General features: G+C 68.8%; 24 protein-coding genes. 11 read left to right on the top strand and 13 right to left on the bottom strand.

All coding sequences use genetic code 11. The features are described 5' to 3' along the window. Positions 1-26: 26 nt before the first annotated feature. From ABFX45_RS26600 to ABFX45_RS26590, 3 genes are all read right to left on the bottom strand, one after another. Positions 27-509, bottom strand: a complete 483-nt coding sequence (locus tag ABFX45_RS26600; protein WP_346132663.1) for a Rieske (2Fe-2S) protein — start codon at positions 507-509, stop codon at positions 27-29. Between the two features lie 106 nt (positions 510-615). After that, on the bottom strand, positions 616-903 hold the full coding sequence (locus ABFX45_RS26595; RefSeq protein WP_346132661.1) for a Rieske (2Fe-2S) protein: 288 nt from the start codon (positions 901-903) through the stop codon (positions 616-618). Positions 904-1,023: 120 nt separating this feature from the next. Then, positions 1,024-1,518: a hypothetical protein gene (locus ABFX45_RS26590; RefSeq protein ID WP_109637855.1), complete on the bottom strand. Its 495-nt coding sequence runs from the start codon at positions 1,516-1,518 to the stop codon at positions 1,024-1,026. A gap of 380 nt (positions 1,519-1,898) precedes the next feature. On the opposite strand from ABFX45_RS26590, the gene ABFX45_RS26585 reads away from it, so the two are divergent. Next, a complete protein-coding gene (locus ABFX45_RS26585; RefSeq protein ID WP_233439621.1) occupies positions 1,899-3,332 on the top strand; it encodes a helix-turn-helix domain-containing protein in 1,434 nt (477 codons plus the stop codon). A 23-nt stretch (positions 3,333-3,355) separates the two neighbouring features. After that, positions 3,356-3,808 (top strand): hypothetical protein, encoded by a 453-nt coding sequence (locus ABFX45_RS26580; protein ID WP_233439620.1) that lies wholly within the window; start codon positions 3,356-3,358, stop codon positions 3,806-3,808. Between the two features lie 27 nt (positions 3,809-3,835). On the opposite strand, the gene ABFX45_RS26575 is transcribed toward ABFX45_RS26580, so the two are convergent. Next, positions 3,836-5,518, bottom strand: coding sequence for an AfsR/SARP family transcriptional regulator (locus ABFX45_RS26575; protein WP_346132658.1), 1,683 nt, complete (start codon positions 5,516-5,518; stop codon positions 3,836-3,838). A 49-nt stretch (positions 5,519-5,567) separates the two neighbouring features. Here ABFX45_RS26575 and ABFX45_RS26570 point away from each other — a divergent pair, with 49 nt between their 5' ends. From ABFX45_RS26570 to ABFX45_RS26560, 3 genes are read left to right on the top strand one after another with little or no spacing between them, the layout of a single operon-like run. After that, positions 5,568-6,449: an alpha/beta fold hydrolase gene (locus ABFX45_RS26570; RefSeq protein ID WP_346132656.1), complete on the top strand. Its 882-nt coding sequence runs from the start codon at positions 5,568-5,570 to the stop codon at positions 6,447-6,449. A gap of 15 nt (positions 6,450-6,464) precedes the next feature. Beyond that, on the top strand, positions 6,465-6,926 hold the full coding sequence (locus ABFX45_RS26565; protein WP_109637852.1) for a hypothetical protein: 462 nt from the start codon (positions 6,465-6,467) through the stop codon (positions 6,924-6,926). Continuing rightward, entirely contained in the window at positions 6,923-7,783 is an 861-nt protein-coding gene (locus ABFX45_RS26560; protein ID WP_211337401.1) for a hypothetical protein, read from the top strand. The genes ABFX45_RS26565 and ABFX45_RS26560 overlap by 4 nt, the downstream gene beginning before the upstream one ends. A 171-nt stretch (positions 7,784-7,954) precedes the next feature. On the opposite strand, the gene ABFX45_RS26555 is transcribed toward ABFX45_RS26560, so the two are convergent. Further along, on the bottom strand, positions 7,955-8,146 hold the full coding sequence (locus ABFX45_RS26555) for a S1 RNA-binding domain-containing protein (RefSeq protein WP_109637851.1): 192 nt from the start codon (positions 8,144-8,146) through the stop codon (positions 7,955-7,957). A gap of 183 nt (positions 8,147-8,329) precedes the next feature. On the opposite strand from ABFX45_RS26555, the gene ABFX45_RS26550 reads away from it, so the two are divergent. After that, a complete protein-coding gene (locus ABFX45_RS26550) occupies positions 8,330-9,292 on the top strand; it encodes a helix-turn-helix transcriptional regulator (RefSeq protein ID WP_346132653.1) in 963 nt (320 codons plus the stop codon). After that, the gene (locus ABFX45_RS26545; protein WP_346132651.1) at positions 9,289-10,206 is read left to right on the top strand and encodes a sigma-70 family RNA polymerase sigma factor; all 918 of its coding nucleotides are present in this window, start codon (positions 9,289-9,291) and stop codon (positions 10,204-10,206) included. The genes ABFX45_RS26550 and ABFX45_RS26545 overlap by 4 nt, the downstream gene beginning before the upstream one ends. On the opposite strand, the gene ABFX45_RS26540 is transcribed toward ABFX45_RS26545, so the two are convergent. After that, complete coding sequence (locus ABFX45_RS26540; protein WP_346132649.1) at positions 10,166-11,926, bottom strand: LamG-like jellyroll fold domain-containing protein; 1,761 nt, start codon at positions 11,924-11,926, stop codon at positions 10,166-10,168. The genes ABFX45_RS26545 and ABFX45_RS26540 overlap by 41 nt on opposite strands. Positions 11,927-12,008: 82 nt before the next feature. On the opposite strand from ABFX45_RS26540, the gene ABFX45_RS26535 reads away from it, so the two are divergent. Then, entirely contained in the window at positions 12,009-12,728 is a 720-nt protein-coding gene (locus ABFX45_RS26535; RefSeq protein ID WP_346132647.1) for a TSUP family transporter, read from the top strand. Positions 12,729-13,166: 438 nt separating this feature from the next. Further along, positions 13,167-13,709: an ABC transporter permease family protein gene (locus ABFX45_RS26530; RefSeq protein ID WP_346132645.1), complete on the top strand. Its 543-nt coding sequence runs from the start codon at positions 13,167-13,169 to the stop codon at positions 13,707-13,709. On the opposite strand, the gene ABFX45_RS26525 is transcribed toward ABFX45_RS26530, so the two are convergent. From ABFX45_RS26525 to ABFX45_RS26495, 7 genes are all read right to left on the bottom strand, one after another. Further along, positions 13,694-15,304, bottom strand: coding sequence for an alpha/beta fold hydrolase (locus ABFX45_RS26525; protein ID WP_346132643.1), 1,611 nt, complete (start codon positions 15,302-15,304; stop codon positions 13,694-13,696). The genes ABFX45_RS26530 and ABFX45_RS26525 overlap by 16 nt on opposite strands. 186 nt (positions 15,305-15,490) lie before the next feature. Beyond that, complete coding sequence (gene egtD / locus ABFX45_RS26520; protein WP_346132641.1) at positions 15,491-16,462, bottom strand: L-histidine N(alpha)-methyltransferase; 972 nt, start codon at positions 16,460-16,462, stop codon at positions 15,491-15,493. Next, the gene (egtC, locus tag ABFX45_RS26515) at positions 16,459-17,184 is read right to left on the bottom strand and encodes an ergothioneine biosynthesis protein EgtC (protein WP_346132639.1); all 726 of its coding nucleotides are present in this window, start codon (positions 17,182-17,184) and stop codon (positions 16,459-16,461) included. Before egtC ends, egtD begins: the two co-directional genes overlap by 4 nt. A 3-nt stretch (positions 17,185-17,187) precedes the next feature. Further along, positions 17,188-18,477 carry an ergothioneine biosynthesis protein EgtB gene (egtB, locus tag ABFX45_RS26510; protein WP_109637844.1) on the bottom strand — a complete coding sequence of 430 codons (1,290 nt, stop codon included), beginning with the start codon at positions 18,475-18,477 and terminating at the stop codon, positions 17,188-17,190. After that, positions 18,474-19,673, bottom strand: a complete 1,200-nt coding sequence (locus tag ABFX45_RS26505; protein WP_346132637.1) for a glutamate-cysteine ligase family protein — start codon at positions 19,671-19,673, stop codon at positions 18,474-18,476. Before ABFX45_RS26505 ends, egtB begins: the two co-directional genes overlap by 4 nt. A gap of 129 nt (positions 19,674-19,802) precedes the next feature. Beyond that, on the bottom strand, positions 19,803-22,712 hold the full coding sequence (locus ABFX45_RS26500; RefSeq protein ID WP_428834192.1) for a PQQ-dependent sugar dehydrogenase: 2,910 nt from the start codon (positions 22,710-22,712) through the stop codon (positions 19,803-19,805). A 213-nt stretch (positions 22,713-22,925) separates the two neighbouring features. Then, positions 22,926-23,078, bottom strand: a complete 153-nt coding sequence (locus ABFX45_RS26495; RefSeq protein WP_170154995.1) for a hypothetical protein — start codon at positions 23,076-23,078, stop codon at positions 22,926-22,928. 166 nt (positions 23,079-23,244) lie between these two features. Here ABFX45_RS26495 and ABFX45_RS26490 point away from each other — a divergent pair, with 166 nt between their 5' ends. Together ABFX45_RS26490 and ABFX45_RS26485 are read left to right on the top strand one after the other, a co-directional pair. Continuing rightward, positions 23,245-23,838: a TetR/AcrR family transcriptional regulator gene (locus ABFX45_RS26490; protein WP_109637841.1), complete on the top strand. Its 594-nt coding sequence runs from the start codon at positions 23,245-23,247 to the stop codon at positions 23,836-23,838. A gap of 31 nt (positions 23,839-23,869) precedes the next feature. Continuing rightward, positions 23,870-25,156 carry a cytochrome P450 gene (locus ABFX45_RS26485; RefSeq protein ID WP_346132632.1) on the top strand — a complete coding sequence of 429 codons (1,287 nt, stop codon included), beginning with the start codon at positions 23,870-23,872 and terminating at the stop codon, positions 25,154-25,156. The last annotated feature ends 87 nt before the right edge of the window (positions 25,157-25,243 follow it).

The following is a 25,243-nucleotide window of genomic DNA, read 5'->3' as shown; positions in this document are numbered from 1 at the left end:
ACGCGGTCTGACAAAAACTGAAAGGGTCAGGTCAGCACGATCTGGTCGCCTTCGACGCGCACGCCGACCGCGCGCAGTCCTGACGTCGCGGGTCCCTTCTTCACCTTGCCGTCGGCAGCGGCGAACTGGCTGCCGTGCGAGGGACACGTGATCGTGCCGCCGGAAGGTTCCGCGACCGTCGAACCCTGGTGCGGGCACGACGCGTCGTACGCCTTCACCTCGGTGGCGGAGACGCGCGCGACCACGATCTTCGTGCCGCCCGGGCCGTCCACGACCGCGCCGCCGCCCTCGGGGACGTCAGCCAGCGCGACGAGCGGTTTGCCACTGCTGGAACCGGTGGATCCGGTCGGCGTCGAGCCACCCTGCGTGGGCGTCGAACCGGTGCCTGTCGAGCCAGAGCCTGAAGAACCCGATGAACCGCACGCGGTCACAAGGCCACTCGGCACGGCGAGGGCAACCACGATTCCGCACAACGCCATGCGCCTGCTGACCGGGCTTTCGGTGTTCACGACCGTTCCTCCGTGGTGGTGGGTGTCCGGGGTCACACCACAGCATTACGCGAACCGGTCAGTGAGAGTTCAGCCAGAAGCCCGATGCACAGCAACCTCACAGGTCTCAGGCGAGCACCAGATCCTCACCCGAACGAGCGACGGCGACCTCCCTCAGCCCCGAAGTCGCAGGTCCTTTGCGGACCGCGCCAGACGAGACATCGAAAACGCTCCCGTGCAACGGGCAGGTGATGACACCACCGGCGGGAGGGTTGACCAGCGAGCCCACATGAGGGCAAGCGGGGTTGAAGGCGCGGAATTCACCCGATCGAGGCTGCACGACCAGCAGCTGGGCGTTGCCGGGCATGTCGACCAGCACGCCACCGCCGACGGGTACCGAGGCAGCGGAAGCCACGCGATCCCCCGGCCTGGCGGTCCCCACACCACCCGTCTTGCGAGGGGCGGGCTCGCCACAGGCGCTCAACGCGGCAGCGAGCCCACACAACATCAGAGAACGACGATCCACGAGTGCCGATTATCGGCGCTGGTCCTCCGCGGCAGCCGTCCGGGCCAGCGCAAGCACGGCGGTGAACGGCGGGAACCAGTGCCGCGAGTGCGACGGCGGGTTCGCCCACCGCAGCGATCCGTACCTGGTCATCGTGGGTGGCAGCGCGATCCGGTGCGGGGATCGCACGAACTGGACCTCCGGCGGCGCCTTCAGGTGCGTCGGCAGCAGGGCCACCAGCTCGGCCAGGAAGATCCAGTGTTCGCGCGGGCCGGGGATGACGGTGACGGGACCGGCGAGCATGCGCGACTTCAGGTCGGCCAGCACGCGCGACCCGATCCGCGCGGGCATGGCCAGCGCTGTGGTGGCGGGTCCGAGAGGTAGGAACACGCCCTGCTCGGTGACCGTCACCTGCCAGCCGAGCAACCGGTAGCCGGCGACGGCTTCCCCGATCGCCCGTGCGTGTCCCCTGTTCTGTGGGATCCCGGCACTCCCTGTGCCGGTCTCCGCGGTCGTGATGCTCATCGGCGGTCGTCCTCCCCGGTGGTGGGTCAGGCACTGGCAGGCCACGGGGATCGGCCCGCGGCCTGCGATGTGCAGGGTGCGTCGCACTTGGCCCCAACACCACTCGTCCGATGCATGAGCCTCATTCAGCGGACGCATGAAGCTCATCCGCCCAACGGGGGTACCGGCACTGCGACACGCGAACTCATTACGTCTTATGCATGAGATGGATGGACTGACGATCACGTCTCCGTACACTTGGAAAACGCTCAGTGACGGGGGCGAGGCCGATGGATACCGCGAGACCCAAATCCAGGCGCGCTTGCCCGTGTGGAGCGTTCATCGCCGCTGACAACACCGATCGGCTGTGTCACCGGTGCCGCCGCAACGCTCGTTCCGGCGTGCACGGCCCTCCGGAGGTCCCCTCCGACTTCTGGGACCACCCAGCGATCGCGGCCGCCTGCTCCGACCGCGACATGGGCGCGCTGATCTCCGCATACCGGCACCACCCCCAGCACCTGAGCAGGGTCACGCAGGACCGCATGGCGGCGTGGCTCGGCATCAGCCAGGCGCAGCTCTCGCGTTACGAGTCGGGCGAGAACCAGATCGACCGGCTCGACCGGCTGCGCCACTTCGCGCTCGTGCTCGGGGTGCCCGGCGAACGACTGTGGTTCGACCGAGTCGTCATCCCAGCTCAGGTGGGCTCTCCCGACACGGGCCCGCCAGATGTGCTCGCCGCTGCGTGGGAGGCGACGAGCATTGCCCGTTCGGTCGAGGAGACGGCGAGGAGCGACTTGGCGATCAGCAGACGAGCGGCGCTCACTGGAGCGGCCGCGGTGACGGTGGGGTCCGCACTGGTCGAGCCGCTGCAGCGGTGGTTGCACCCCCTGCAGAACCTGTCGAAGTGGTCGTCGCACTCGGCGATCAGCGAGGAGGAGCTCGCAGCCCTGCAGCGCGTCGCGGACGGGCTGCGCGGCTGGGGCGGGCGTGGCGGGTACGGACTGGCGCGCAAGGCCGTGCTGGGGCAGCTCGACGAGCTGGCCGAACGGCTGCAGCGCGCGCCTGCGGGGCCGACGACGGAGCGGGCGTTCTTCATCGGTGCCGAGCTGTCCAAGGTGGCGGCGAGCATGTCGTTCGACGCCGGCCTGCACAACGCGGCCCAGCGCTACTACGTGCTGGCCATCCGGATGGCGAAGGCCGGCCACAACGACGGCTTCGCGGCGCTGTGCCTGGCCGCCATGGCCCGGCAGATGTTCGACCTCGGCCGGCCGGAGGACGGGCTCGAACTGGTGCAGCTCGGTCAGTACGGCACGCGCCGCACGGGCACGCCGACGTTGAAGGCGCTGCTGCTCACGCGCGAGGCGTGGGCGTACGCGCAGATGGGCAAGGTCCGCGAGTTCCACCAGGCGGTGGGCCTGGCCCAGGACAGTTTTTCGCAGCGTGACGCGGACAACGAACCGCGTTACCTGCACAACTTCGACGAGGCCGAGCTGGAGGGCGTGATCGGGGCACGGTGCCGCGACCTCGCCATGCACGATCCGGCTCAGGCCGTGTTCGCCGAGCAGCACATCCGGCGGGCGCTGGAGCTGCGAGACCCGTCGAAGCTGCGCAACCGCGCGTTCGACGTGATCGGACTGGCGCGCACCAAGATGGTCGCGGGAGACCCGGAGGCAGCGTGCGGGTTGATCAACGAGGTCCTGCCGACAGCGGCGAAGCTCTCCTCGGGGCGCGTGCTCCGCAAGCTGGAGGATTTCGCCAAGGAAGCGGCACGGCACCGCCACATCCGCGCCGTGCAGGAGACACGGGACGCCATCAGAGCGATTCGGACGGCGTGATGCGGGTCGGGATCACCGGACACATGAACCTGGTGCCTGAGTGCGTCCCGGCCGTGCAAGCCGCGATCACCGAGGTGCTGGAACGGCTCGGGCAACCCGTGGTCGGCGTGACGTGCCTCGCGCCGGGCGCCGACCAGGTGTTCGCCCGCGCCGTGCTGGGCATCGGCGGGCAGGTCGAGGTGGTGCTGCCCGCCCTGGACTACCGGGACAAGCTCAAACCGCACCAGGTCGCCGAGTACGACGAGTTGCGCGCAGCCGCCACGGTCGTGAGCGTGCTACCGCACATGTCGTCCGGGCGGCTCGCCTACGTGGCCGCCAACGAACGCATTCTCGCGTCCGTCGAGTTACTGGTGGCGGTGTGGGACGGGGTGCCGCAGCAGGGCAGGGGCGGGACGGCCGACGTGGTGGAGCAGGCGCGGGCTTCCGGGGTGCCGATCGAGGTCGTGTGGCCTTCGGAAGCGCGCCGGAAGTCCTGACTCAGTCGAACTCCTCTACCCGATCACTCACTGGATCACTCCAAACCCGATCATCGCCGTGGTGCCGCCCGCGATCTCTCCACGAGCGGGTTCGAGCGCCTCCCGCGCGGCCTCAGCCAGTGCACGATCGTCGAGCCGCCGAGCGATGTGCGCCGTGATCGTCCAAAGCACCTCGTAGAAGTGGTCTGCGCGCGGCGTGGGCAGGTCAGCCGCTGCACGACGAGCCGCGGCAACGTCGCCGTCAGCGAGATGCAGCAGCGGCTGCGCCCACGGCCGGTACGGTCCCCAATCCAGCAAGGGATCCGGCGGAAGCCCGATCGACAACAACGCCAGCGGCAGGAACCCGGCCTCCACGCCGGGCATGCCCGACAGGTCCAGCGTGCGGTAGCCGGCTTCATCCGGTGCACGCATCACGCGGAACCCCTGCGTGAAAACGCGCACCAGCGGGGTCTCGTGGATCTCGGCCAGCTGTTCGACCGCCGTCACATGACGCGCGGCCGCCTCGAAAGCACCGAGAGCCGAATGCGCCTGCATCGCCACGAGGTGACCGAGGATCTCGTACGCGGGCAGGTCGTGGCGGGCCGCCACCTCGATCAGCTCATCCGCGATCGCACCCCGCTCGGCAGATCGTCCAGGCCGCTGGAACGACTGCACGAACCGCGCGTTGAGAGCGACCGCGAGCACCGCCGGGTCGCCGAGCTCGCGGGCAAGCCGCTCAGCCTCGTGAGCTGCCTCCCACGCCCGGGCATCCCGCGTCCCCCGGTGCTCCAGCGCGATCACGGCGAGCAGCCGCGCCCGCAACGCGACCGGAGCATCCGCGGGGAGCAGCCGCAACGTGCGCCGAGCCGTCTCCACCAGCACCGCGGCCTGGGCGGCGTCGTCGCTGACGGTCCAGTTCGCCGGCACGTCGTAGGCGGTCAGAACGCGAGCGGTGAGCAGCGGATCGCCCAGCCGCTCGGCTTCGGCGACCGCGGCGAAGCGCTGAGCCTGCGCCAGCGCCAAGCCGCCGGTCAACGCCGCCTGTCCCGCGACCACGCTCGCGGACCGCAACCGGGCATATCCGCCGGTCCGGGTCACGGCGTGGCGGAGGATGTCCTCCTCGGCGCGGTCGAGATCGGGCACCGCGTCCAGCCCGAACCGGCCCATCAGCCTGCCGCGGGCCTCGCGCAGCACCTCCAGCGCCTCCACCTGCCGCCCGTCCTGGAACAACGCGTGCGCCAGCAGGACATGAGCCTTCTCCCGCCACGGATGCGCCGCGGCGAACGATGAAAGCTCGGCGACCAACGACGCCCCACGGCCCTGGTCGAGCAGAGCGCGCGCACGCAACTCCAACAGCCGAGCGCGCTCCTGCAGCACCCACGGCGACGGGTCGAGATCGGCGTACGGCTCGCCCCAGCTGACCGGGAAAGACCCCTCCTCGAGCCGCCAGGCGTCCACCTCGGCAACCCGCAGCGCATAGCCACGGCCGACCGTCGCGATGGCGTCCGCCCCGAGAGCGGCACGCAGCTCGGACACGAACGTCCGCACCGCACCGACCGCTCCGGCGGGCGGGTCCTCCCAGAGATCGTCGATCAGCGCATTGAGCGACACGACCCGCCCACCAGCCGCCACGAGACGACCGAGCAGCTCACGACGACGTTTGCTGCCAACGGCCACAACACGACCATCAGTGCCGATGACCGTGACCGGTCCAAGCACCCTGATCTGCACGAACCGGATGCTAATCGCCTGCTGATCAGGCCGCCCGATCCTGGTTCCCATGAACGAGATCGCCCTCAACACCGTCATCACCGGCGAAGGCCCCCCGATCGTCCTGCTGCACGGCTTCCCGCAAACCCACCTGATGTGGCGCCACGTCGCGCCGAAGCTCGCCGAGCACCACACCGTCATCTGCCCCGACCTGCGCGGCTACGGCGCCAGCAGCAAGCCGCGGCACGGTTACGACAAGCGCACGATGGCCCAGGACGTCATCGACCTGGCCGATGAGCTCCAACTCGGCACGTTCGCCCTGGTCGGCCACGACCGGGGCGTGCACGTGGCCTTCCGTGCCGCCCTGGACCACCCGGACCGGATCAGCCACCTCGGCCTGCTGGACAGCGTCCCGGCCCTGGACACCTGGGACGTGCTGCGCGGACGCGAGGCAGCGGCGGCCTTCCACCTCTACCTGATGGCCCAGCCGGAAGGCCTGCCGGAGGAACTGATCTCCAACAGCGCCGACGCGTTCTTCGGCCACTTCCTCGACGTGTGGGCGAAGAGCCCGTTCCCGGACGACATCAGGGCCGGCTACCTCAAAGCCGCACGAGAAGCCGTGCCCTCGATCGTCGCCGACTTCCGCGCCCTGGCGACCATCGACGTCGAGCACGACCGCGCCGACCTCGAAGCGGGCAGGAAACTCACGATGCCCGTAGCCGTCATGCAACAGGACTGGGGCAGTCAGCTCGGCTTCGACCCCACCGAGCTCTGGCGCAAGTGGGCGACCGACCTCCGGTACACCACCACCAGCGCGGGCCACTTCATGGCCGAGGAGGCACCGGACGAGGTCGTCTCGTTCATCCGGGACCTCGTTGCTCCGGTTGAGGGAAGTTCGTCGGCAACCGGACCAACTCAGGCGACAGGTCTGGCGGCCCACGGGGCTCGTTGATCACGATTTCGGGGCATGGCAGCCGAACCGTTCGCCCGCCTGGCCGACCGCCAGCACGCGTTGCGAACAGCACTACGAGCACTGCAGGCAGCGGGACCCGGCAGCCCTGACTTCCCCGCGCTCTTAGCCGAGACCGACAAAGAGGTCGAGGCCGTGATGCACGCCCGCCGCGACGTCGAGGCGGCCCGCCTGACCGTCCCGAACAGGGCGGTCGCGGCGGGCACCGCCATCGCGGCCCTCGTCGTGGTGATCGGCTGGTTCGACGGCTGGTCGCTGCTGTCCGTCCTGCTCGCGGTGGCCGTCGCGGCCGCGGTCCTGGTCGATCCCGTCGGCCGCGGGATCTGGGAGCCGCGGGCGAGGACGGCGGCGGCCGCGGCGGCCCTCCTCGCGGTCGTGCTGACACCATTGGCGAACGGCTGGGCCTCCCTGGCCGTGCTGGCGGGCGTCGCCTGGTGGGCGTGGAGGACTCTGCGATGAAGAACATCGACCCGGTCAAGGCCCTGGACGACAAGGTCGAGCGGCTCAAGAAGGACCTCAAGTCGCTCGGCGACCGCATCGACAACGCCCAGACCGACGCCGCCCAGCACAAGCTCAGCACGACCAACCAGGTCCGCGACACCACGCGCAAGATCGCCAAGACCAACGAGAGGGTCACCGAGCTCGCGGAGAGCGTGCACCGGCTGGAGCGGTTGCTGGTGGCGCTCAACAGGAAGGTCCGGGCCGGCGAGACGCGGAAGGCCGACTTCGACACCTGGCCGGAGATCGGCAAACCGCTCATCGCCAGGATCCTCGCGGGCCAGGAAGCCTACGCGCGCAGGACGTTCACGCCGCAGGAGGCCAAGACCAGGCGCAGGGCCGTCGCCGAGTACGACCGGCAGGCGCACGAGGCGATCGACGCCGCCGAAGCGCTCACGACGTTGCCACCCAACGCGGAATCGTTGTGGCGCAAGAAGTACGAGCAGTGGCAGACGATCGTCGGCAAACAACGCCCGGAAGCACCGGACGACAACGAGCACGCCGGCGACGCCGCCGCCAAGACGGCGGGCAACGAGGCCGTCGCCCAGGCACGCGAGCTGATCCGCGCCCGCATCGAGGACGCGGTCGCGAACGACCTGCTGTTCCCGGCGTGGTTCGAGAACATGCTGGGGCCGGCCGCACCGCCCGGCAAGGCGGACGATTGGCTTTACACCGCAACGGATGTCGTGTTGTACCGGCTGCTGCACGACATCACGAGCCCGGCGAGCGCGCTGGGTACGGCACCCCAGGAACAAGGGCATCGCAGAACCCTCCACGACCGTCTGATCGTGGAGTGCGCGGACTACCGCAAGCCGTGAGATGCACCGGACAGGGCACTGTGTTTGATTGCCGCTCCTTCGGAGACGGCGGTGAGCTCGCCTTCGAGTCGGTCGTCCGGCCGAATCGCTCGCACCGAATTGGGCTTCGCCGGATTCGGCGCGAGCGGTTGACCGGACGACCGACGCGAACTCACTGCCCGAGCACTCACATCACGCCAGCTCGAGGCTGAACCGCTGCTGCTCGGCGTCCACCGCGAGCACCTTCACCTGCACCGACGAGCCGACCTCGGCCTGCCTGCCGTGCAGGAGCCCGTGTGCACCGGCGGGGTGCTCGATGAACGAACCGAACGGGACGGTCGAGACGACCTTCCCGGAAAAGACATCACCAACGTTGGGGAGCATTGCGCATCACCTCCTCTCCCGTGCGCGTATCCCGAAGAACGGATAGCGCGGGGGCAGGAGGGGCCCTGATCAAGTCAGGGCCGGGCAACCGTTCCGCTCACGGCACAAGGCCGACCCGGCAGTCATGACGCAAACCCTAGCCACCACAGGCCGTTGTCCGCAATGGAACTTAGACTCCCTCACATGCTGGAGACGTCCGCACGGCTGCTGAAGCTCCTCTCCCTCCTGCAGGTGCGGCGCGACTGGACGGGTCCCGAGCTCGCCGAACGGCTCAGCGTCGACGTCCGCACGATCCGCCGCGACGTCGACAAGCTCCGCAGCCTCGGCTACCCCGTCACGTCACTGCCCGGTGCGACCGGCGGCTACCAGCTCGGCGCCGGCGCGGAGCTCCCGCCGCTGCTGCTCGACGACGACGAAGCGGTCGCCGTGGCGGTAGGGCTGCGGACCGCCGCCAACGGCACGATCGCGGGCATCGAGGAGACGTCGGTCCGCGCGCTCACGAAGCTCGAACAGGTCCTGCCGTCCCGTCTACGCCGCCGGGTGCAGGCGCTGCAGGCCCACACGACTCCACTGACGGCCGCGGGACCCACGGTCGACCCGGAGACGCTCACGATCATCGCCGCCGCCTGTCGCGACCACCAGCAGCTGCGGTTCACCTACGCCCCAACGCAAGGCGAGCCCGCGAAACGGCTCGTCGAACCCCAAGGCCTCGTGCACACCGGGCGCCGGTGGTACCTCGTCGCCTGGGACCTGTCCAAACAAGACTGGCGGACGTTCCGCGTCGACCGCATCACCACCGAGCCCACGCTCGCCGCCCGCTGCACGCCCCGCCGGCCGCCGGCGGAGAGCCTCGGCGAGTTCGTGTCCCGGCAGGTCTCCTCGAACGTCTACACCTACCAGGCGGTGCTGACGATCCACGCCCCGCTCGAGACCGTCGCCGAACGCACCTCGCCGATGTCGGCGTCGCTGGAACCGATCGACGACAGCTCGTGCCGGATGATCACCGGCGCCGACACGCCCGACCGGATCCTGTGGCACCTGATGTTCCTCGGTTTCGAGTTCGACGTGCACGAGCCGCCCGAGCTCAGGGACTACGCGCGAACACTCATCAACAGGCTGCAGAACGCGATTGGAGTGCAACCGTGACAGTGGACTTCGCGACCGTCGCGGACCCGTTCCGCCGCGAGCTGCTCGCGCACTGCTACCGGATGCTCGGCTCAGTGCACGACGCCGAGGACCTGGTGCAGGAGACGTACCTGCGCGCGTGGAAGGCGTACGACCAGTTCGAGGGCCGCTCGTCGGTGCGAACGTGGCTGTACCGCATCGCGACGAACGTCTGCCTCACCGCGCTCGACAGCCGGACCCGCCGGCCGATGCCGTTCGGGCTGTCCACGAGCTCGGCGCAGGACGACCCGCTGACCCAGGACCACGAGATCCCGTGGCTGGAGCCGTTCCCGACCGACCCGGCCGCGATCGTCACCGAACGCGAGTCCACCCGGCTCGCGTTCGTCGCCGCCCTCCAGCACCTGCCGCCGCGGCAGCGCGCGGTGCTGATCCTGCGCGACGTGCTGCGGCTGACCGCCGCCGAGACCGCCGACCAGCTCGACATGACCGTCGCGGCCGTCAACAGCGCGCTGCAACGCGCGCACGCGCAGCTCAAGGACCTCACCGAGGACTCGGTCACCGAACCCGCGGACGCGAAGCAGCTGCTGGACCGGTGGATGACGGCGTTCGAGGCCAAGGACATCCCGGCGATCATCGGCATGTTCACCGAGGACGTCGTCTGGGAGATGCCGCCGTACCCGCAGTGGTACCGCGGTCCCGAGATGGTCGCGTGGCACCTCGCGAACCAGTGCCCGGCCGTCCCCCACGGCGCGCGGATGATCGAAGTGGAAGCGAACGGCCAGCCCGCCTACGGGCTGTACCTGAGAGATGCCGACGGTGTGTTCCGGCCGTTCAACCTCCAGGTGCTGGAAGTGCGGGACGACCGGATCACGCGCGTCTCGTCGTTCTTCGACCTCAGTCTGTTCCCGAAGTTCGGGCTGCCTTCGACCGCATGAACTCGGACCTGTCGAGCGGCCTGTTCACGACCCGCATGTCGCCGATCCAGCCGTGCAACGACTTCTCGACGACCTTGTTGTACGCGTAGGCGCCGACGAGCCACGGGTCGCCTGCGGTCGAGATGCCGCGCGCGGGCGTCGAAGGGTTGCGCAGCAAGGGAGATCCGTCGACGTACATCGTGGTGTGCACGCCGTCGTTGACCACCGCGACGTGCCACCACGTCTCGTAGTCCATCTCGTGGCCCCAGTTCGTGGACAGCCCCGGCAGGTTGCGCGGGAACACCGCCCACTGCAGGCTGCCGCCGCCGGCGAGGTTCAGCGTGGCGATCGGCTCGCTCGGGTCGTCCCCGGTCTTGCCGGCCGCCGAACCGGGCGCGAGCTTGGTGAACAGACCGCACCACGGGTGATTGAAGTCCTTGGGCAGCTTGAGGAACAGCTCGATCGTGTAACCGCGCTCGAACGTCTGCCGGTTCAGCGGCGCACCGTCCACAGTGGTCAGGTAGCCGCTCTTGCCGAAGAACAGCGACCGGTGCGACGGCGCGAACCGGTGATGGTCGTCCGACGCCGTCAGCGTGCCGGTCTGCGTGAGGTCGTTGCCGTTGCCGGACAGGTCCTTCAGCCCTTCGCCGAGCCGCCAGTACGCGACGGTGCCGTGCACCAGGACGTCGCGGGCGGGCTGTGCCGACGGCAGCACCGGCGGGTCGAACCGGGCGAACCGCTGCTCGAAGTCGATCGGCACGCTGAACCGGTCGACGGGCCCGGTCAGCTCGATCTCCTTGCGCTCCAGCGGGTTGAGCGTCCTCTTGCCCACCAGCCACGGCGACAGCGTGCGCACGTCGATGGTCTTGCGGTCGAGGTCGAAGTGGTAGAGCCGGATCATCGCGCCGCCACCGTAGTAGCGGTCCTGGTAGTTCGTGATGTGCACGTGCACGTCGTTGCCCGCGGCGTTGCGCAGCGTCGCCCGTGCCGGAGGCCAGAAGTGCCCGTTCAGCGCCAGGAAGATCTGGTCGTTGCCCTTGATCAGGTCGTCCCACAGCTTGTGCCCGTAGTCGGACATCGCCGCGACACCGTCGCCGCCGTCGTAGACCAGTTCGTGCGTGGTGAGGATGACCGGCAGCTTGGCGTGTTGCTTCAGCACCGAGCGCGCCCACTCGAAACCCTTGGCGGACATGCGCCAGTCCAGCGCCAGGACCAGCCACTCCTTGCCCGCGGCCCGGAACACGTGGAACGTGTTGTAGCCGTCGGCGCTCGACCCGCGGAACGTCGGCGAGTGCCGGAACCGCTGCGGCCCGAACCTGTCCAGGTAGGGCGTGCGGCCGCGCTGGTCGTCGGTGCGCGAGTCCGGCAGGTCGTGGTTGCCCGCGAGCACGCTGTACCCGACGCGGCGCCGGTCGAGCACCTCGAACCGTTCGCTGATGTCGTCGATCTCGCTCTGCCGCCCGTTCTCGACGAGGTCGCCGAGGTGGCTGACGAAGACGATGTTCTCCGACCTCTGGTGGTCGATCAGGTACTGCAGCGTGGCCTTCAACGGTGCCGGGTCGCCGCGGTCCAGGTCGAACATGTACTGCGTGTCCGGGATCACGGCGAGCGTGAACCGGCGCGCCTCGGGGTCCGGCCTGCCGCCCTGGACAACGATGTCAGCCGCCGCGGAACCAGGTGCGACCAGGGCGGCAGCGGTGGCACCGGTGCCGAGCAGGAAGGAGCGGCGGGACGCAGTCATGGCGCGGACTGTAGGTGGCCTGCACCAACGCCAGGCGAACGGAGAGAAAACCTCCGAGCACTGATCTGTAGCCTTGCTAACCATGTCCTGGGGATTGTTGGCGGTGGCGGGTGTCGTGGTCGCGTTGGGGGGACTGCTGCAGGGCCTGATCGGCTTCGGCCTGGCGCTGGTGGCCGTGCCGCTGCTGGCGCTGCTCGACCCGGCGCTCGTGCCGGTGCCCGTGCTGGTCGTCGCCAGTGCGCACGCGATGATGTCGCTGGTCAGGGAGTTCGGGCACGTCGACTGGCGCGGTGTGGGCTGGGCGATGCTGGGCCGCCTGCCGGGCACGGTCGTCGGCATCTGGATCGTGGACTCGCTCGACCCCAAGAGCTTCGGTGTCGTGGTCGGCGCCGCGGTGCTGGCGTGCGTGCTGCTGTCTGTCATCTCCTGGCGCCCGCAGCCCACGCCGCCATCGCTCGTGACGGCCGGTGTCGCGAGCGGCTCGTTCGGCACGGCGACGTCGATCGGCGGCCCGATGGTCGCGCTGCTCTACCAGAACCAGTCGGGCCCGCAGGTCAGGGCGACGCTGGCGGCGTTCTTCACGCTGGGCTCGGTGGTCTCGATCATCGGCCTGACCGCCACCGGTAACGTCACCGCGCACCAGCTGTGGGCGGGGCTCGCGCTGATCCCGTTCCTGGTGGCGGGTTTCCTGCTGTCCGGGCCGTTGCGCAAGAGGTTCGACGCTGGCGGCATCAGGACCCCCATGCTGGTCGTGGCGGGGGCGAGTGCCGTGGTGCTGATCGTGAGGAGCGCACTGCTGTGATCTGGCGGACGATCATCTTCGGGGCGGCGCTCGTCACTCTCTCCCTGATCAACGACCAGATGCACTGGCTGCCGCCGCTCACCTTCGCCGCGCTGGCGATCTCGGTGCTGCTGGTCGTCGTGGCACCGCGGCCGGCCTGGGTCGCGCTCCTGATCGCCGGGCTGGCCGCCCTCTCGGTGCGCTCGGTGTTCCTGATGGTCGACTTCACTCACCTCGACGCCGTCTGCCTCAACGGCAGCGCGATCTGCAGCGGCAGCCGGCCCGGCTGGTACGCCACCGAGGATCCGTTCTACTCCCCCGAGGTGACGCGGTTCTTCCTCGAACTGCCGATCGTTCCCGCCTGGCTGATCGTCGCCGGCGTGCTGGGCTGGGCGATCCGGTGCCTCAGCTGGCGCGTGGCTGTCGCAGGCGCCCTGTACGCCGTGGCTGGTGTGGCAGATGCCGTTCGAGGCTCCGATCGTGCTCTTCGCCGCCGCTGCCGCCGCGATCGGGCCGCGCAGGGACGCCCGCTACCTGACCGGCATCGGGATTCTCGCGCTCGTGTTGATCGACCAGCGGGGACCGTGGACGTTGCTGGTCACGATCATCGCGATCACCGTGACGCTCGGACTGGGAATCTGGGCCTGGGTCAAGAAGAACGGCGTCGACGGTGCCGTGGCCCTGGTGTCGCTGGCCTCGGCGGCGCTGACGCCGTTCCTCAGTGCGGGAGTGCTGCTGGTCGCGTCGGCGATCAAGCAACGCACGCTGGCCGTGGTCGCGGTCTGCGCACTCGGTGCGGTGGCCGTGGGTCAGACCCTCGTGCCCCGCGACGAGGCGCAGACGTTCGCCACGCTCAGGGCTGTGCCTGTGGACACCGGTTTCACCGAAGAGCAGAGCTCCCCGATCTGGCTGATCGCGGGCGGAGTGCTCCTGGCCGGCGCGGCGGTGGCGGCGCTGTACCGGCACCGCCACCGCCGCGAGCCCGATCAGGCGAACGGCTGAACGTTCGGCCGGAACACCGAGCCGTCAACCGGCGCGACGAGGTCCACCAGGTACGCGGCCACGGCCGCGTCGGTGGCTGCCGAGCGGCCCAGGATGCAGTGGCCGAACGAGTCGACGCTGATCAGCCGCGCGTTACCGAGCTGCTTGGCCATGCGCTGCGAGAACAGGTACTGCGTCGCCGGGTCGTAGTAGTTGCCCACCACGACGATCGGGTTCTTCGTGTGGCGGTTCCACGGGCCGATCCAGCGGTCCGGGTGGCGCGTCGGCCAGGTCGGGCACGTCATCAGGTCGGACGCGGCCTGGTAGCGGCCGAACGTGGGCGACTCCTTCTCCCACTTGTTCGCCGTCTGCTCCCAGAAGCGGTTCGTACGCGCGAACGGCTTGTCGGTGCAGTTGACCGCGTAGTAGGAGTCGTCGGCGGTGTACGGGGTGTCCGGCAGCGCGTCCACGTCCCAGCGACCGTTGTTGTTCGCCGGCTCGGGAACGTCCACAGCGGACTGAACGCTCAGCGCCGCGGCGGACGCCTCTGCCGGGTTGAGGGCCACGTGAACCTTCTGCAGCCACGGCACCAGAGTGTTGATCCGCGCCACCGAGTACAGGTCGCCCGCCACCCTGCCGGTGACGGTGGCCAGCGAGACCGGGGCGGGCTCGCCCGGCACCGCGACCGGGCCGTTCTTGCGCAGCGCGGCCTTCATGTTCTCGAACTTCTGGCGGGCGTTGCCGGCGAACGCGCACTTGGCCGCACCCACCGCGTCACAGCGCTTCAGCATCGCGTCGAGCGCGATCTCGAAGCCCTGCGCGCGCTGGCGGTCGTACTCGGTGCCGTTGGTCAGGCGCAGCCGCGGGTCGACGTTGCCGTCGATCACCATCGCCCGCGTGCGGTGCGGGAAGATGTTGGCGTACGTCGAGCCGAGCAGCGTGCCGTAGGAGAAGCCGACGAAGTTGAGCTGCTTGTCGCCGACGGCCTCGCGCAGGACGTCGAGGTCGCGCGCGACGGCCTCGGTCGACATGTGGTTGAGCAGCGGGCCGGCGTTGATCTTGCAGTAGTCCGTGTAGACCTTGGACTGCCGCAGCGAGCTCGCGATCTCCTCCTTGGTGATGGGCAGCTCGTACCAGCCCTGCGCCACCGCCTCCGCCTCTTCCTGCGTGCGGAAGCAGCGCAACGGGGCACTGCGGGCCACACCGCGCGGGTCGAAGCCGACGATGTCGAACCGGTCCAGCACCGCAGGCTGGAAGTAGTTCTTCGCGACGGCACCGCGGACGTAGCCGGAACCGCCGGGACCTCCGGGGTTGAGGAAGATCGTGCCGATCTTGCGCGCCGGGTCGTTGGCGGGCCGCTTCATCATGGCGATGCCGGTCTTCTCACCTCGCGGGCGCGAGTGGTCGACGGGCACCTCCTGGACGGCGCAGCTGAGCCGCGCCTTCTCCTCGGGGGTCACGCTGGCCGGGAGGTTGGCGAGTTCGCCTGCCGCGCACTGCCCCCAGGCAGCGGGTCTGACGGCGGAGGTCTCGGTCTGGGCACTCGCCGTGCCCAGACCGGAAACGATGGTGCCCAGCACGAGCGCGCTGGCAAGCGCGGCACGCACGGCACGCACAGATGCAGGTGATGACGTCACGGAAGCACCCCATCACCCACGGTGCGCCGTTTGTACCCGCCTATCGGAGGGTTGTGTCCCCAGTGCCCTGACCGCCAGCTTCACCGCGTTTTCCGGCGCCCGACAGGGCACCTCGTGCACCCGTCTGACCGGCGAAAAACGGGGCAAAGGCTGGCGGTCAGGGCACTAGACAGCCCGGGCCAGCGACACCGCGAACCTGCCTTCTGTGTCGGTCCACCAGCGGTGCAAGGAAAATCCGCCGTCTTCCAGCTCCCGCCGCACGCCTCCCTCGCGGAACTTCGCCGACACCTCGGTCCGCAGTTCCTCACCCGCGCGGAATTCCACGGTCAGGCCGAGGTCGGCGAGCGTCACCCGCATGTCCCGCTTGGCGCGCAACCGCATCTCGATCCATTCCCGCTCGGCGTTCCACAACGCCACGTGCTCGAACGACTCGACGTCGAAGTCGCCGCCGACCTCGCGGTTGAGCACGTTCAACACGTTGCGGTTGAACTCCGCAGTGACACCCTGCGCGTCGTCGTACGCGCGCACCAGCGTCTGCTCGTCCTTCACCAGGTCCGTGCCGAGCAGCAGCCACTCCCCCGGCTGCACCACGTCGCGGACGGTGCGGAAGAACTTCTCCCGCTCCTCCGGGATCAGGTTGCCGATCGTGCCGCCCAGGAACGCCACCAGGCGCGGTGACTCACCCGGCAGCAGCGACAGGTGCTGCGTGAAGTCGCCGACCACACCGTGCACGCGCAGCCCCGGATAGTCCGCCATGATCGCGTGCGCCGCGTCCGTCAACGCCGACACCGACACGTCCTGAGGCACGAACTCCTGCAACGTCCCGTGTTCGCGAAGGGCGCTGAGCAGCAGCCGCGTCTTCTCCGACGACCCGGACCCCAGCTCCACCAGCGAATGCGCCCCGGTCGTCGCCGCGATCTCGCTCGCGCGGTCGCCGAGCACCTCGCGTTCGGCGCGCGTCGGGTAGTACTCGGGCAGTCGCGTGATGTCCTCGAACAACGCGCTGCCCACCGCGTCGTAGAACCACTTCGGCGACACCCACTTCGGGCTTGCCGTCAGCCCGGCGCGCACGTCGGCACGTAGCGCGTGTGCGGCGTCCTCCGGCGTGAGATGAACGTCCAGCACCGGCTCGGTCATATCGGTCGAACCTCCACAGTGGATGGAACGGCGGTGACCACGTGCCGGTCGGGGATCTCCCGCCAGTCCGGGTCGTCGTCAAGCGGTTCGGACGCGAGCGTCACGCTCTGTCCTTTGGCGAGTACCCACAGGGCGTGTGTCCAAGTTGTCCCCACGAGCACTTCTCCGTTGGTCAGCAGGAAGTTCAGGCGCGACTTCGGCGCCGCCTCCGTCACTTCCCGCACCAGTTCAACAAGCGTTTGCGCCGGGTTCTTCCCCGTTTCCAGCCGGCGTCTGAGCACCGTCCACAACAGCGCGGAGTCGGTCGGCGCGTCCATCGTGAGCACATCGGTCACGTCCAGCGTCTTCGCCAGCCCGGCCACGGTGTGCGGCCAGCCGTCGACGCGTCCGTTGTGGCTGAACAACCAGGTGCCGTCGGTGAACGGCGCGCACGCCGCGTCGGCGACGGGCATCCCGGTGGTCGCCGAGCGGACCGCGGCCAGGAAGGCCGTCGACTCCGCGGACGCCAGCTGCCGCAGGTTCGGGTCGCTCCACAACGTGCCCGCGCGCCGGTACCGGACCGGACCGGGGAACCAGCCGACGCCGTAGCCGTCGACGTTCACGGTTCCCCCGGCCCGCATGTCCTTCGGCGCGTACGACTGGCGCTCCAGCGAGTGCGGCGCGTCGTAGACCAGGCCCGCCACAGGCACGGCGGGGCCCAGGTAAGCCAGATGGCGGCACATCGCCTAGGCGTCCCTGGCGCAGCGGAAGCCGGCGAAGATCTGCCTTCTGATCGGGTAGTCCCAGTTGCGGAACGTCGCCCGGATCGCGGACTTGTCGGTGCCGAACGAGCCACCGCGCAGCACCTTGTAGTCCGGCCCGAAAAAGACCTCCGAGTACTCGCGGTACGGGAAGGCCTCGAAGCCCGGATAGCCGTGGAAGTCCGATGAGGTCCACTCCCAGACGTCACCGATCAGCTGGTGCACACCGCTCGCGGACACCCCCGCCGGGTAGGCCCCGACCGGTGCCGGCCGCAGGTGGCGCTGGCCGAGGTTCGCGTGGAGCTCCGTCGGTTCCCCGTCGCCCCAGGGGTAACGGCGGGTTCGCCCGGTTTCAGGATCGAAGCGGGCGGCCTTCTCCCACTCCGGCTCGGTCGGAAGTCGCTTGCCCACCCACGTCGCGTACGCCTGCGCCTCGTGGAAGCACACGTGCACAACGGGTTCGTCCGGCACGATCGGCTCGGTCACGCCGAACGCGGTGCGGGTGAACGAGTTCCCCTCGCGCTGCCAGAAGCGCGGAGCGACCAGCTTGGCCGTCGTCCGGTGCTCCCAGCCCGCCTCCGTCCACAGACGACGGTCGTCGTAGCCGCCGGCCAGCACGAACTCGGCGAACTCGGCGTTCGTGACCGGTGTGGTGTCGATGAAGAACGCGTCGACGTGGACGGTGTGCGCGGGACGTTCGTTGTCCAACGCCCACGGTTCGTCCGACGTGCCCATTTCGAACGGTCCGCCCGGAATGAACGCTTCCGTTGCGGGAACGAGCTTTCCGCGCGGCGGCGCGGGTGCGTGCAGCACCGGTTCACCGGTGCGCAGCTGGTGCGTGGCGAGCATCGTCTCGTCGTGCTGCTGCTCGTGCTGCACGATCATGCCGAACGCGAACCCGTTCTCGACGAGCCTGCGGCCCTGCAGCGGCACCTTCTCCAGCACGTCGAACACCTTGCCGCGCACGTCCCCGACGTACTGGCGGGCTTCCTTCGGGTTGAGCAGCGGCAGCTCGGGCCTGACGCTGCGCCCGTACTTGAACGCGTCGTAGTACTCGTCGATGTCACTGCGGACCGGTTCGCGACCGCCGACGTCGCGAACGAGCCAGAGCTCCTCCTGGTTGCCGATGTGCGCCAGGTCCCAGACCAGCGGCGACATCAGCTTGGAGTGCTGCCGGACGAGATCGTGCTCGTCGACGGCGTCGGTCAATGCGGTGGAACGCGCGCGCGAACGCAACAGTTCCTCCGCCACGTGCTCGCGGAGTTCTTCTGTCACAGCTTCCCCTCAAGCTCCCGGCTGATCGTGCTGATCTGGTCGTGTGGGAGACCGGTGCGGCACAACGCCTCAACACCAAGGGCCACAACGTCTTCGGCAGCCCTGGCGATGCGTTCGTCCGCCATCCCGTGCCGTGCGGCGACGAGCCACCGCCCGGCCGCCCGTTCCGTCGCCGCCAGCACACCGTCCACAACGGACGGGTCGCTGAACAGCGCGACGAGCAGCGCACTCGGCGCGATCCACCCGCCAGGCGCGGGCGTGTCGAGGTATCTGATCTCGATGTACCCGCGCGGCCGCACCGGCGGGAACATCGTCGTCATGTGGTAGTCGAGGTCGTCACTGGTGGGGCTGCGGTCGAGCGCCCCGTCGATCCACTCCGCGAACGTCAGTCTTCGCGGCGGAATCCAGCTGGGACTCGGCCCGCGCACGACGATCACCGGTGTGTCGACGACTCTCTTCGCATAAGCCTGTGCCGGATCGGCGCACACAGCGCTGGGCCTGGTGCGCACGGGATCCGTGCCGTAGAGCGTCCGCATGCGAGCCGACGCCCAGTCCTGGTGCCTGCCACCGATACCCGGCGAGTTCGCGAACAACGCGTTCAGCACCGGCCCGAGCTGGTGCACGGCGGCCCACCGGTCTCTGAGGTGCTTCTCCTCGCCGAAGTCGAGGCACACCTGCAGACCGGCGGTGCTGCACATCATCGCGATGCCGTCGGCACCGACGTGGCCAAACGCGTGCTCCATCGCCGCGTATCTGGGCACCTGCAACATGCGCGTGGGCCCGCGGTGCTGGTCGGCGCCACGATCGCCGAGCACGAGACCTTGGTCCGCCAGCATGGCGGTGAGGTGGGAGATGTCCTGAGCGACCGTTCGGAAGAGGTCCGGGAGGCTGGTGCAGGGAGGTGTCGAGATCTCGACCTGCCCGCCCGGCTCGACGGTCAGCGGGGTGCCGCTCGGTAGCGGCCTCTGGGGGCTGTCTGGAACGAGGGTGGGTGGCGCGTGGTCTCCGAGAGCCGCGGCCAACCGGTGTGGATCTAGGGTCTGACCTGGGTCTTCCGCGTGGTGCACCGTCCATTCGAGCTCCACGCCGAACAGCCGCGGAGGTCCGTGCTTGAAACAGACCGAGGCGACGTAAGCCTCGGCCTCGGCGCGGTCGGTGAACGTCACCGGCGCCGGTTGGTCACGCAACGCAGTCACGCTGCCACACTCCCCGTGATCGTCTGGCGCACTCGACGCTACACGCGGGGTCTGACAGTTGCACGGCCGAAATCCTTACAGATCAAGGAGTGCCCGTGCGCACGTGTGCGCACGGGCACGTTCCTCAGATCACGTACGAGCGTTCGAACGTCCGCGCAGCACGGTGTTGGCCGTGGACGCGTTCTTGATGGCCGTTTCGATCTGCGCCATCGTCGACGACGAGGTGATCCCCGGCACCGTGGCGGTGTTCAACGCGTACAACGTGAACGTGTACGGGTTGGTGGACCCACCGGGGCACGGCCCGAAGAACTTCTGCGAGTTCGCACCCGACCCCATCGCCTTCTGCTTGGCCGGCCCCTGACCGGGCACGTTGAACCCGGCACCCAGGTTCTCCGGCAGCGAGCGGGCAGTCGCCGGAATGTCCCAGATCGCCCAGTGCAGCTTGTTGCCGTTGTTCACGCGGTCGGCGAAGACGATGGCGTAGGCCTGGGCCCCGGAGGACTCGCCCCACGCGAACGGCGGCGACGGGTCCTGGCCCGCCACTCCGTCGCCGGCGCAGGTGTACTTGGCCGGGATCATCGCGTCGTCGGCGAAGGCCGAGGACGTCAGCTTGAAGCCGCCGCCGCCACCGCCCTCGTAGACGATGTCGATGTGCATGATCCGGTCGTTGCCGGGCGAGCCGTCCTTGTCGGTCGACGTGGTCAGCCAGATGTCGCCTTCCTTGTCGACCTCGACCGTGCGCAGGCGGCCGTAGGTGCCCTGGAAGTAGGTCTGCTGCTCTACGAGGTTGCCGTTGGCGTCGATGCGCATGCGGTAGATGCGCTGGCCGACGGTCGTGGCGACGAAGACGTAGTCGTTGATGATCGTCAGGCCCGACGGTGAGGCCTGCGAGGTCGACCAGGTCTTCTTCGGCGGGATGGTGCCGGAGCAGTCGCCGATGGTGCCCTCACAGCGGTCCCAGCCGTAGTTGCCGCCCTTGGTGATCAGGTTGACCTCGTCCTGCTGCGAGTTGCCGAACTCCGAGGCCCACAGGCGGCCCTTCGAGTCGAAGTCGAGGCCCTGGACGTTGCGGTGGCCGTAGCTCCAGATCGCCTTGCCCGGGAACGGGTTGTCCGACGGGATGGAGCCGTCGGGGTTGACCCGGAGGATCTTGCCGGCGTTGTTGTTCAGGTTCTGCGCGTTGGAGCCGTTCTGCGCGTCACCGGTCGAGATGAACAGGTGCCGGCCGTCGGGGCTGAAGCGCAGGCGGCCGCCGTTGTGGAACCGGCTCTTCGGCACGCCGTCGAGCAACGTCGTCCAGTTGGACAGCTGCGCGCCGTCGAACTGCGCCCTGACCAGGCGGTTTCCGCCGCTGTAGGTGTGGTAGACGTAGATGAACCGGTCGGAGGCCCAGTTCGGCGAGACCTCGATGCCGAGCGCGCCGCCCTCACCGCCGGTACCCATGGCGCCGGGGATCTTGCCGATGACGGTCTTCGAGCCGGCCTCGGTCACGCGCAGGATGTTGAACGACTCCCGCTCGGTGACGAGCGCCGAGCCGTCGGGCAGGAACGCGAGGCCCCACGCGACGTCGACGCCGCCGGCGATCTGCTTGACGGTGCCGGGGTTCGGCACGCCCTGCGGGCCGCCCGAGTTCGGCGTCACGGTGATCTCGTTGGAGAAGCCGGAGAGGTTGTTCTTCGCGTCCTTCGCGCGGACCTTGACCTTGTACGCCTGTCCCTTGGTCAGGCCGGCGATGGTCGCCGTCGTCGCGGAGCCGTCCGCGGTCTGCTTCAGCACGCCGTCGACGTGGATCTCGTAGCCCGTCACGCCCACGTTGTCGGTCGAGGCGTTCCACTCGATCGACGCGCTGGTCTCGGTCACGCCGGTGCCGCGCAGGTTGCCGGGCGTCGTCGGGGGCTGGGTGTCCGCGGGCGCCGGTTGGGTGCGGCCGGGCACGTTGTTCGAGGCCTGCGAGACGTTGCCCGCGCGGTCCTTCGCGAACACGGTCCAGTCGTAGGTGGTGTCGGGCTGCAGGCCGGTCGCGGTGGCCTCCAGCACGTTGCCGACGCTCGTGACGAGCTGGCCGTGCTGGTAGACGTCGTAGCCCACGACGCCGACGTTGTCCGTGGCCGCTTCCCACTTCAGCGTCACGGAGTCGTGCGTGGAGGACACGAACTGCAGGTTCTTCGGCGGCGTCGGCGCCTCGGTGTCCGGCGGGCCGACGAGCACCGCGGTCAGCTTGTCCGCGTTCGGGCCGCCGTTCGCGGTCGTCGCGGTCGCGCGGATCTTGTTCGGACCGGCCTTCAGCGTCGCCTTCGCGGTGCGCGTCTGCCACGTCGTCCACGCGCCGGTGCCGGGGAACGACACGGTCTGCGCTGAGCCGCCGTCGACGGTCACCGAGACCGGCCGGTCGGTCGTCGTTCCGTTGGCGTAGCGGAACGTGAGGTCGTGTTCACCACCCTGGTCCGCGGTGATCGTGTACTCGACGTACGAGCCGGCCACGTTGTTGTAGTTGACGAAACCGGTACCGGAGAACCCGGCGTGGTTCGACTCCACCACGCCCTGGGAGATGCTCGCGTTCTCCGCTTCCTGCTCGAGAGCGGGAACCGCGCCGGTCTCCTCGATCTCGACGTAGTCGAGGTTCGGACCGCCGGTGCCACCCGTGGCGGTCAGCCGGATCGTGTTCACGCCCGCGTTGAGCTGGACCGTGTTCGTGACCGAGGTCCACGTCGTCCACGCGCCCGTGCCCGCGAACGCGCGCTCGTCGACGGCCAGGCCACCGTTGACGTTCACGTCGACCGGCCGGTTGTCCGTGGTTCCGTTGGCGTACCGGAAGGTCAGCTTCGCCTCGCCGGCCTTCGACGCGGTGACGCTGAACTCCACGGAGCTCCCGGCCACGTTGTCGAAGTTGACGAAACCGGTACCGGAGAACCCGGCGTGGTTCGACTCCACCACGCCCTGGGAGATCGTCGCGCTCTCCGCTTCGTACCTGACCGGCGCCGCGAAAGCGGCCTCAGGTACCGACATCACTGCGATGGCCGTCGCGAACGCGACGCCCATCGTGCCGACCGCGCGTAACGCCCGGCCTCTGCTCGGTGCCACTGTTGTGCCTCCCACGAGACGGGTAGGGGGATCACTCAGAGCGGCGGCGGATTCAGTTATTGGATAGAAACTTTCCTATCTGTCGCGCAGATCACACCACCGCATGACAACCGCTGTCAACCCCATGCCGAAGTGCGGGAAAGCGCTTACCAAAAGCCGTGAAACAGTCCGTTACAGGTCCCGGTTCTGCGCGAGCGCGGCGATGAGATCCGAGACCGAGCGGCTCACCAGCAGATCGACCACGTGGACGCCGGTGGACTCACGCCGCTGCCACCCGAGGCGCTCCGCGAGCGCCGACAGCTTGATGATCTCCTGCGTCTCCATGGCGGTGCAGAATATTGGTAGCGGCGGCCCTGGTCGCGCAAGCCCGGCCGATGATCCACACGAAAGGGATCATCAACGGTGACCGCCCAAAAGATCACACTCTTGGACGTGTCCAATCCGTACGTACGGATTGGATTTCCCGCCCCGGCCCTGCGACCATCTACCGGTGCCCAGGGTGAGCCAGGACCACCTCGACGCCCGCCGCCGTCAGATCCTCGACGGCGCGCGTGCGTGCTTCGCGCGCCACGGCTACGAGGGTGCCACGGTACGCCGCCTGGAAGAGGCGACGGGACTGTCCCGCGGTGCGATCTTCCACCACTTCCGCGACAAGGAGTCGCTCTTCCTCGCGCTCGCCGAGGACGACGCCCTCAGGATGGCGGACGTCGTGGCCGAGCAGGGCCTCGTCCAGGTCATGCGCGATCTGCTGGACGAACCGGAGAAACGGGACGAAGAGCACGCCGCGGACTGGCTCGGCACCCGGCTGGAGGTCTCGCGCAGGCTCCGCACCGACCCCGACTTCCGGGCCAGGTGGGCCGAGCGGAGTGAACAGCTCACCGCCGCCACCCGGCAGCGCCTCATCCGTCAGCGCGAGGCCGGCAACCTGCGCGACGACGTCGACGTGACCGTCCTGACGAGCTTCCTGGAACTGGTCTTGGAAGGCCTGGTCTCGCACCTCGCGATGGGCCTTCCCGCGGACGACATGGAGCCCGTGCTCGATCTCGTCGAAGAAACCGTGCGGCGACACCGCCGGAACTCTTGAAGCTTCTTCACGTACCCCGCACTGTGGACGCATGTCCACGCTGAAGACCGCCGCCCAGTTCTTCGCGCTCCGCTCTCTCGTCCGCGGGTACGCGCTGATTGGTGACCCGTACGCAGCCGTCATCGCCTCGCCGCCGGACCGCGACCCGTACGCCATGTACGAGAAAGTGCGCGCGAAGGGCGACATGGTCCGCAGCAGGATGGGCGCCTACGTGAGCCCGTCGCGCGAGATCTGCGACTCGGTCCTGCGGGACAACAGATTCATCACCGCGACCTTCGACGAGGCGTCGATGGTGCCGATCACGCTGGTCAAGAACGGCGAGAAGATCGTCAACCCGGTGCAGGACTCGTTCCTGATGATGAACCCGCCCAACCACACCCGGTTGCGCAAGCTCGTCCAGCCGTTCTTCACGCCACGCGCGCTGAAGGACCGCACCGCGTCCATCCAGAAGATCGTCACCGACTACCTGGACAGGCTCGACGACCGGTTCGACGTCGTCACGGAGTTCGCCGCGCAGGTGCCGATCCAGGTCATCGCAGATCTGCTGGGCGTGCCCGACGACGACAAGGAAACCTTTGCCCGTTGGGGCAGTTCACTCGCCGAGACGCTCGACGGCGTGTGGTCCTACAAGCAGCTGAAGAGCTTGCACGCCACCATCATCGAGTACAACGACTTCATCGACGGGCTGATGGACGAACGCCGCCGCAACCCCAAGGACGACATCGTCAGCCACCTGGTCACGCAGCACGCGGACCTCAGCCGCGAGGATCTCGTTGCCACCACCGGGTTGTTGCTGTTCGCCGGGTTCGAGACGACGGTCAACCTCATCGGCAACGGCGTGCTGAAAGCCTTCGAGAACCCGCACACCGTCGCCCCGCTCGCGCAAAGCCCCGAACATGCCGAGGGATTCGTCGAAGAGGTGCTGCGGCTCGACCCGCCGGTGCAGTACACGATCCGGTGGCCGAAGGAACGCCTGGAGCTGGCCGGTGTCACGCTGCCGAAGGGCATGCCGGTGCTGCTGATGCTGGCGGCGGCGAACCGGGACCCGCGGGTTTTCGCCGACCCGCTGAAGTTCGACCCGACGCGGTCCAACGCGCGTGAGCACCTGTCGTTCTCCGCGGGCATCCACTACTGCATCGGCGCGGGGCTCAGCCGCATCGAGGGCGCGATCGCGTTGCACGAGCTGTTCAAGCGGTTCCCGGACCTCGCGCCGGACGGTCCGGTGGCGCGCAGGAAGTCGAAGCTGATCCGCGGCGCGTTGCGACTTCCAGTGCGGGCGAACGAAACCAAACGGTCACTGGCCGTGAAGAACAGCTGACTTGGGGCGAAATCCGTCGCAGCACGTGCTCGACTTCACCCGGCTGGAGCAATGTTCGTGCCCCAATGACACATCTCCGTAGTGCAT

Origin of the sequence: Lentzea roselyniae, assembly GCF_039537795.1 — a bacterium.
GTDB classification, from domain to species: Bacteria; Actinomycetota; Actinomycetes; order Mycobacteriales; family Pseudonocardiaceae; genus Lentzea; species Lentzea atacamensis.
The sequence above is the reverse complement of the archived record's forward strand: the minus strand, read 5'-3'. Positions and strand labels throughout refer to the sequence as shown.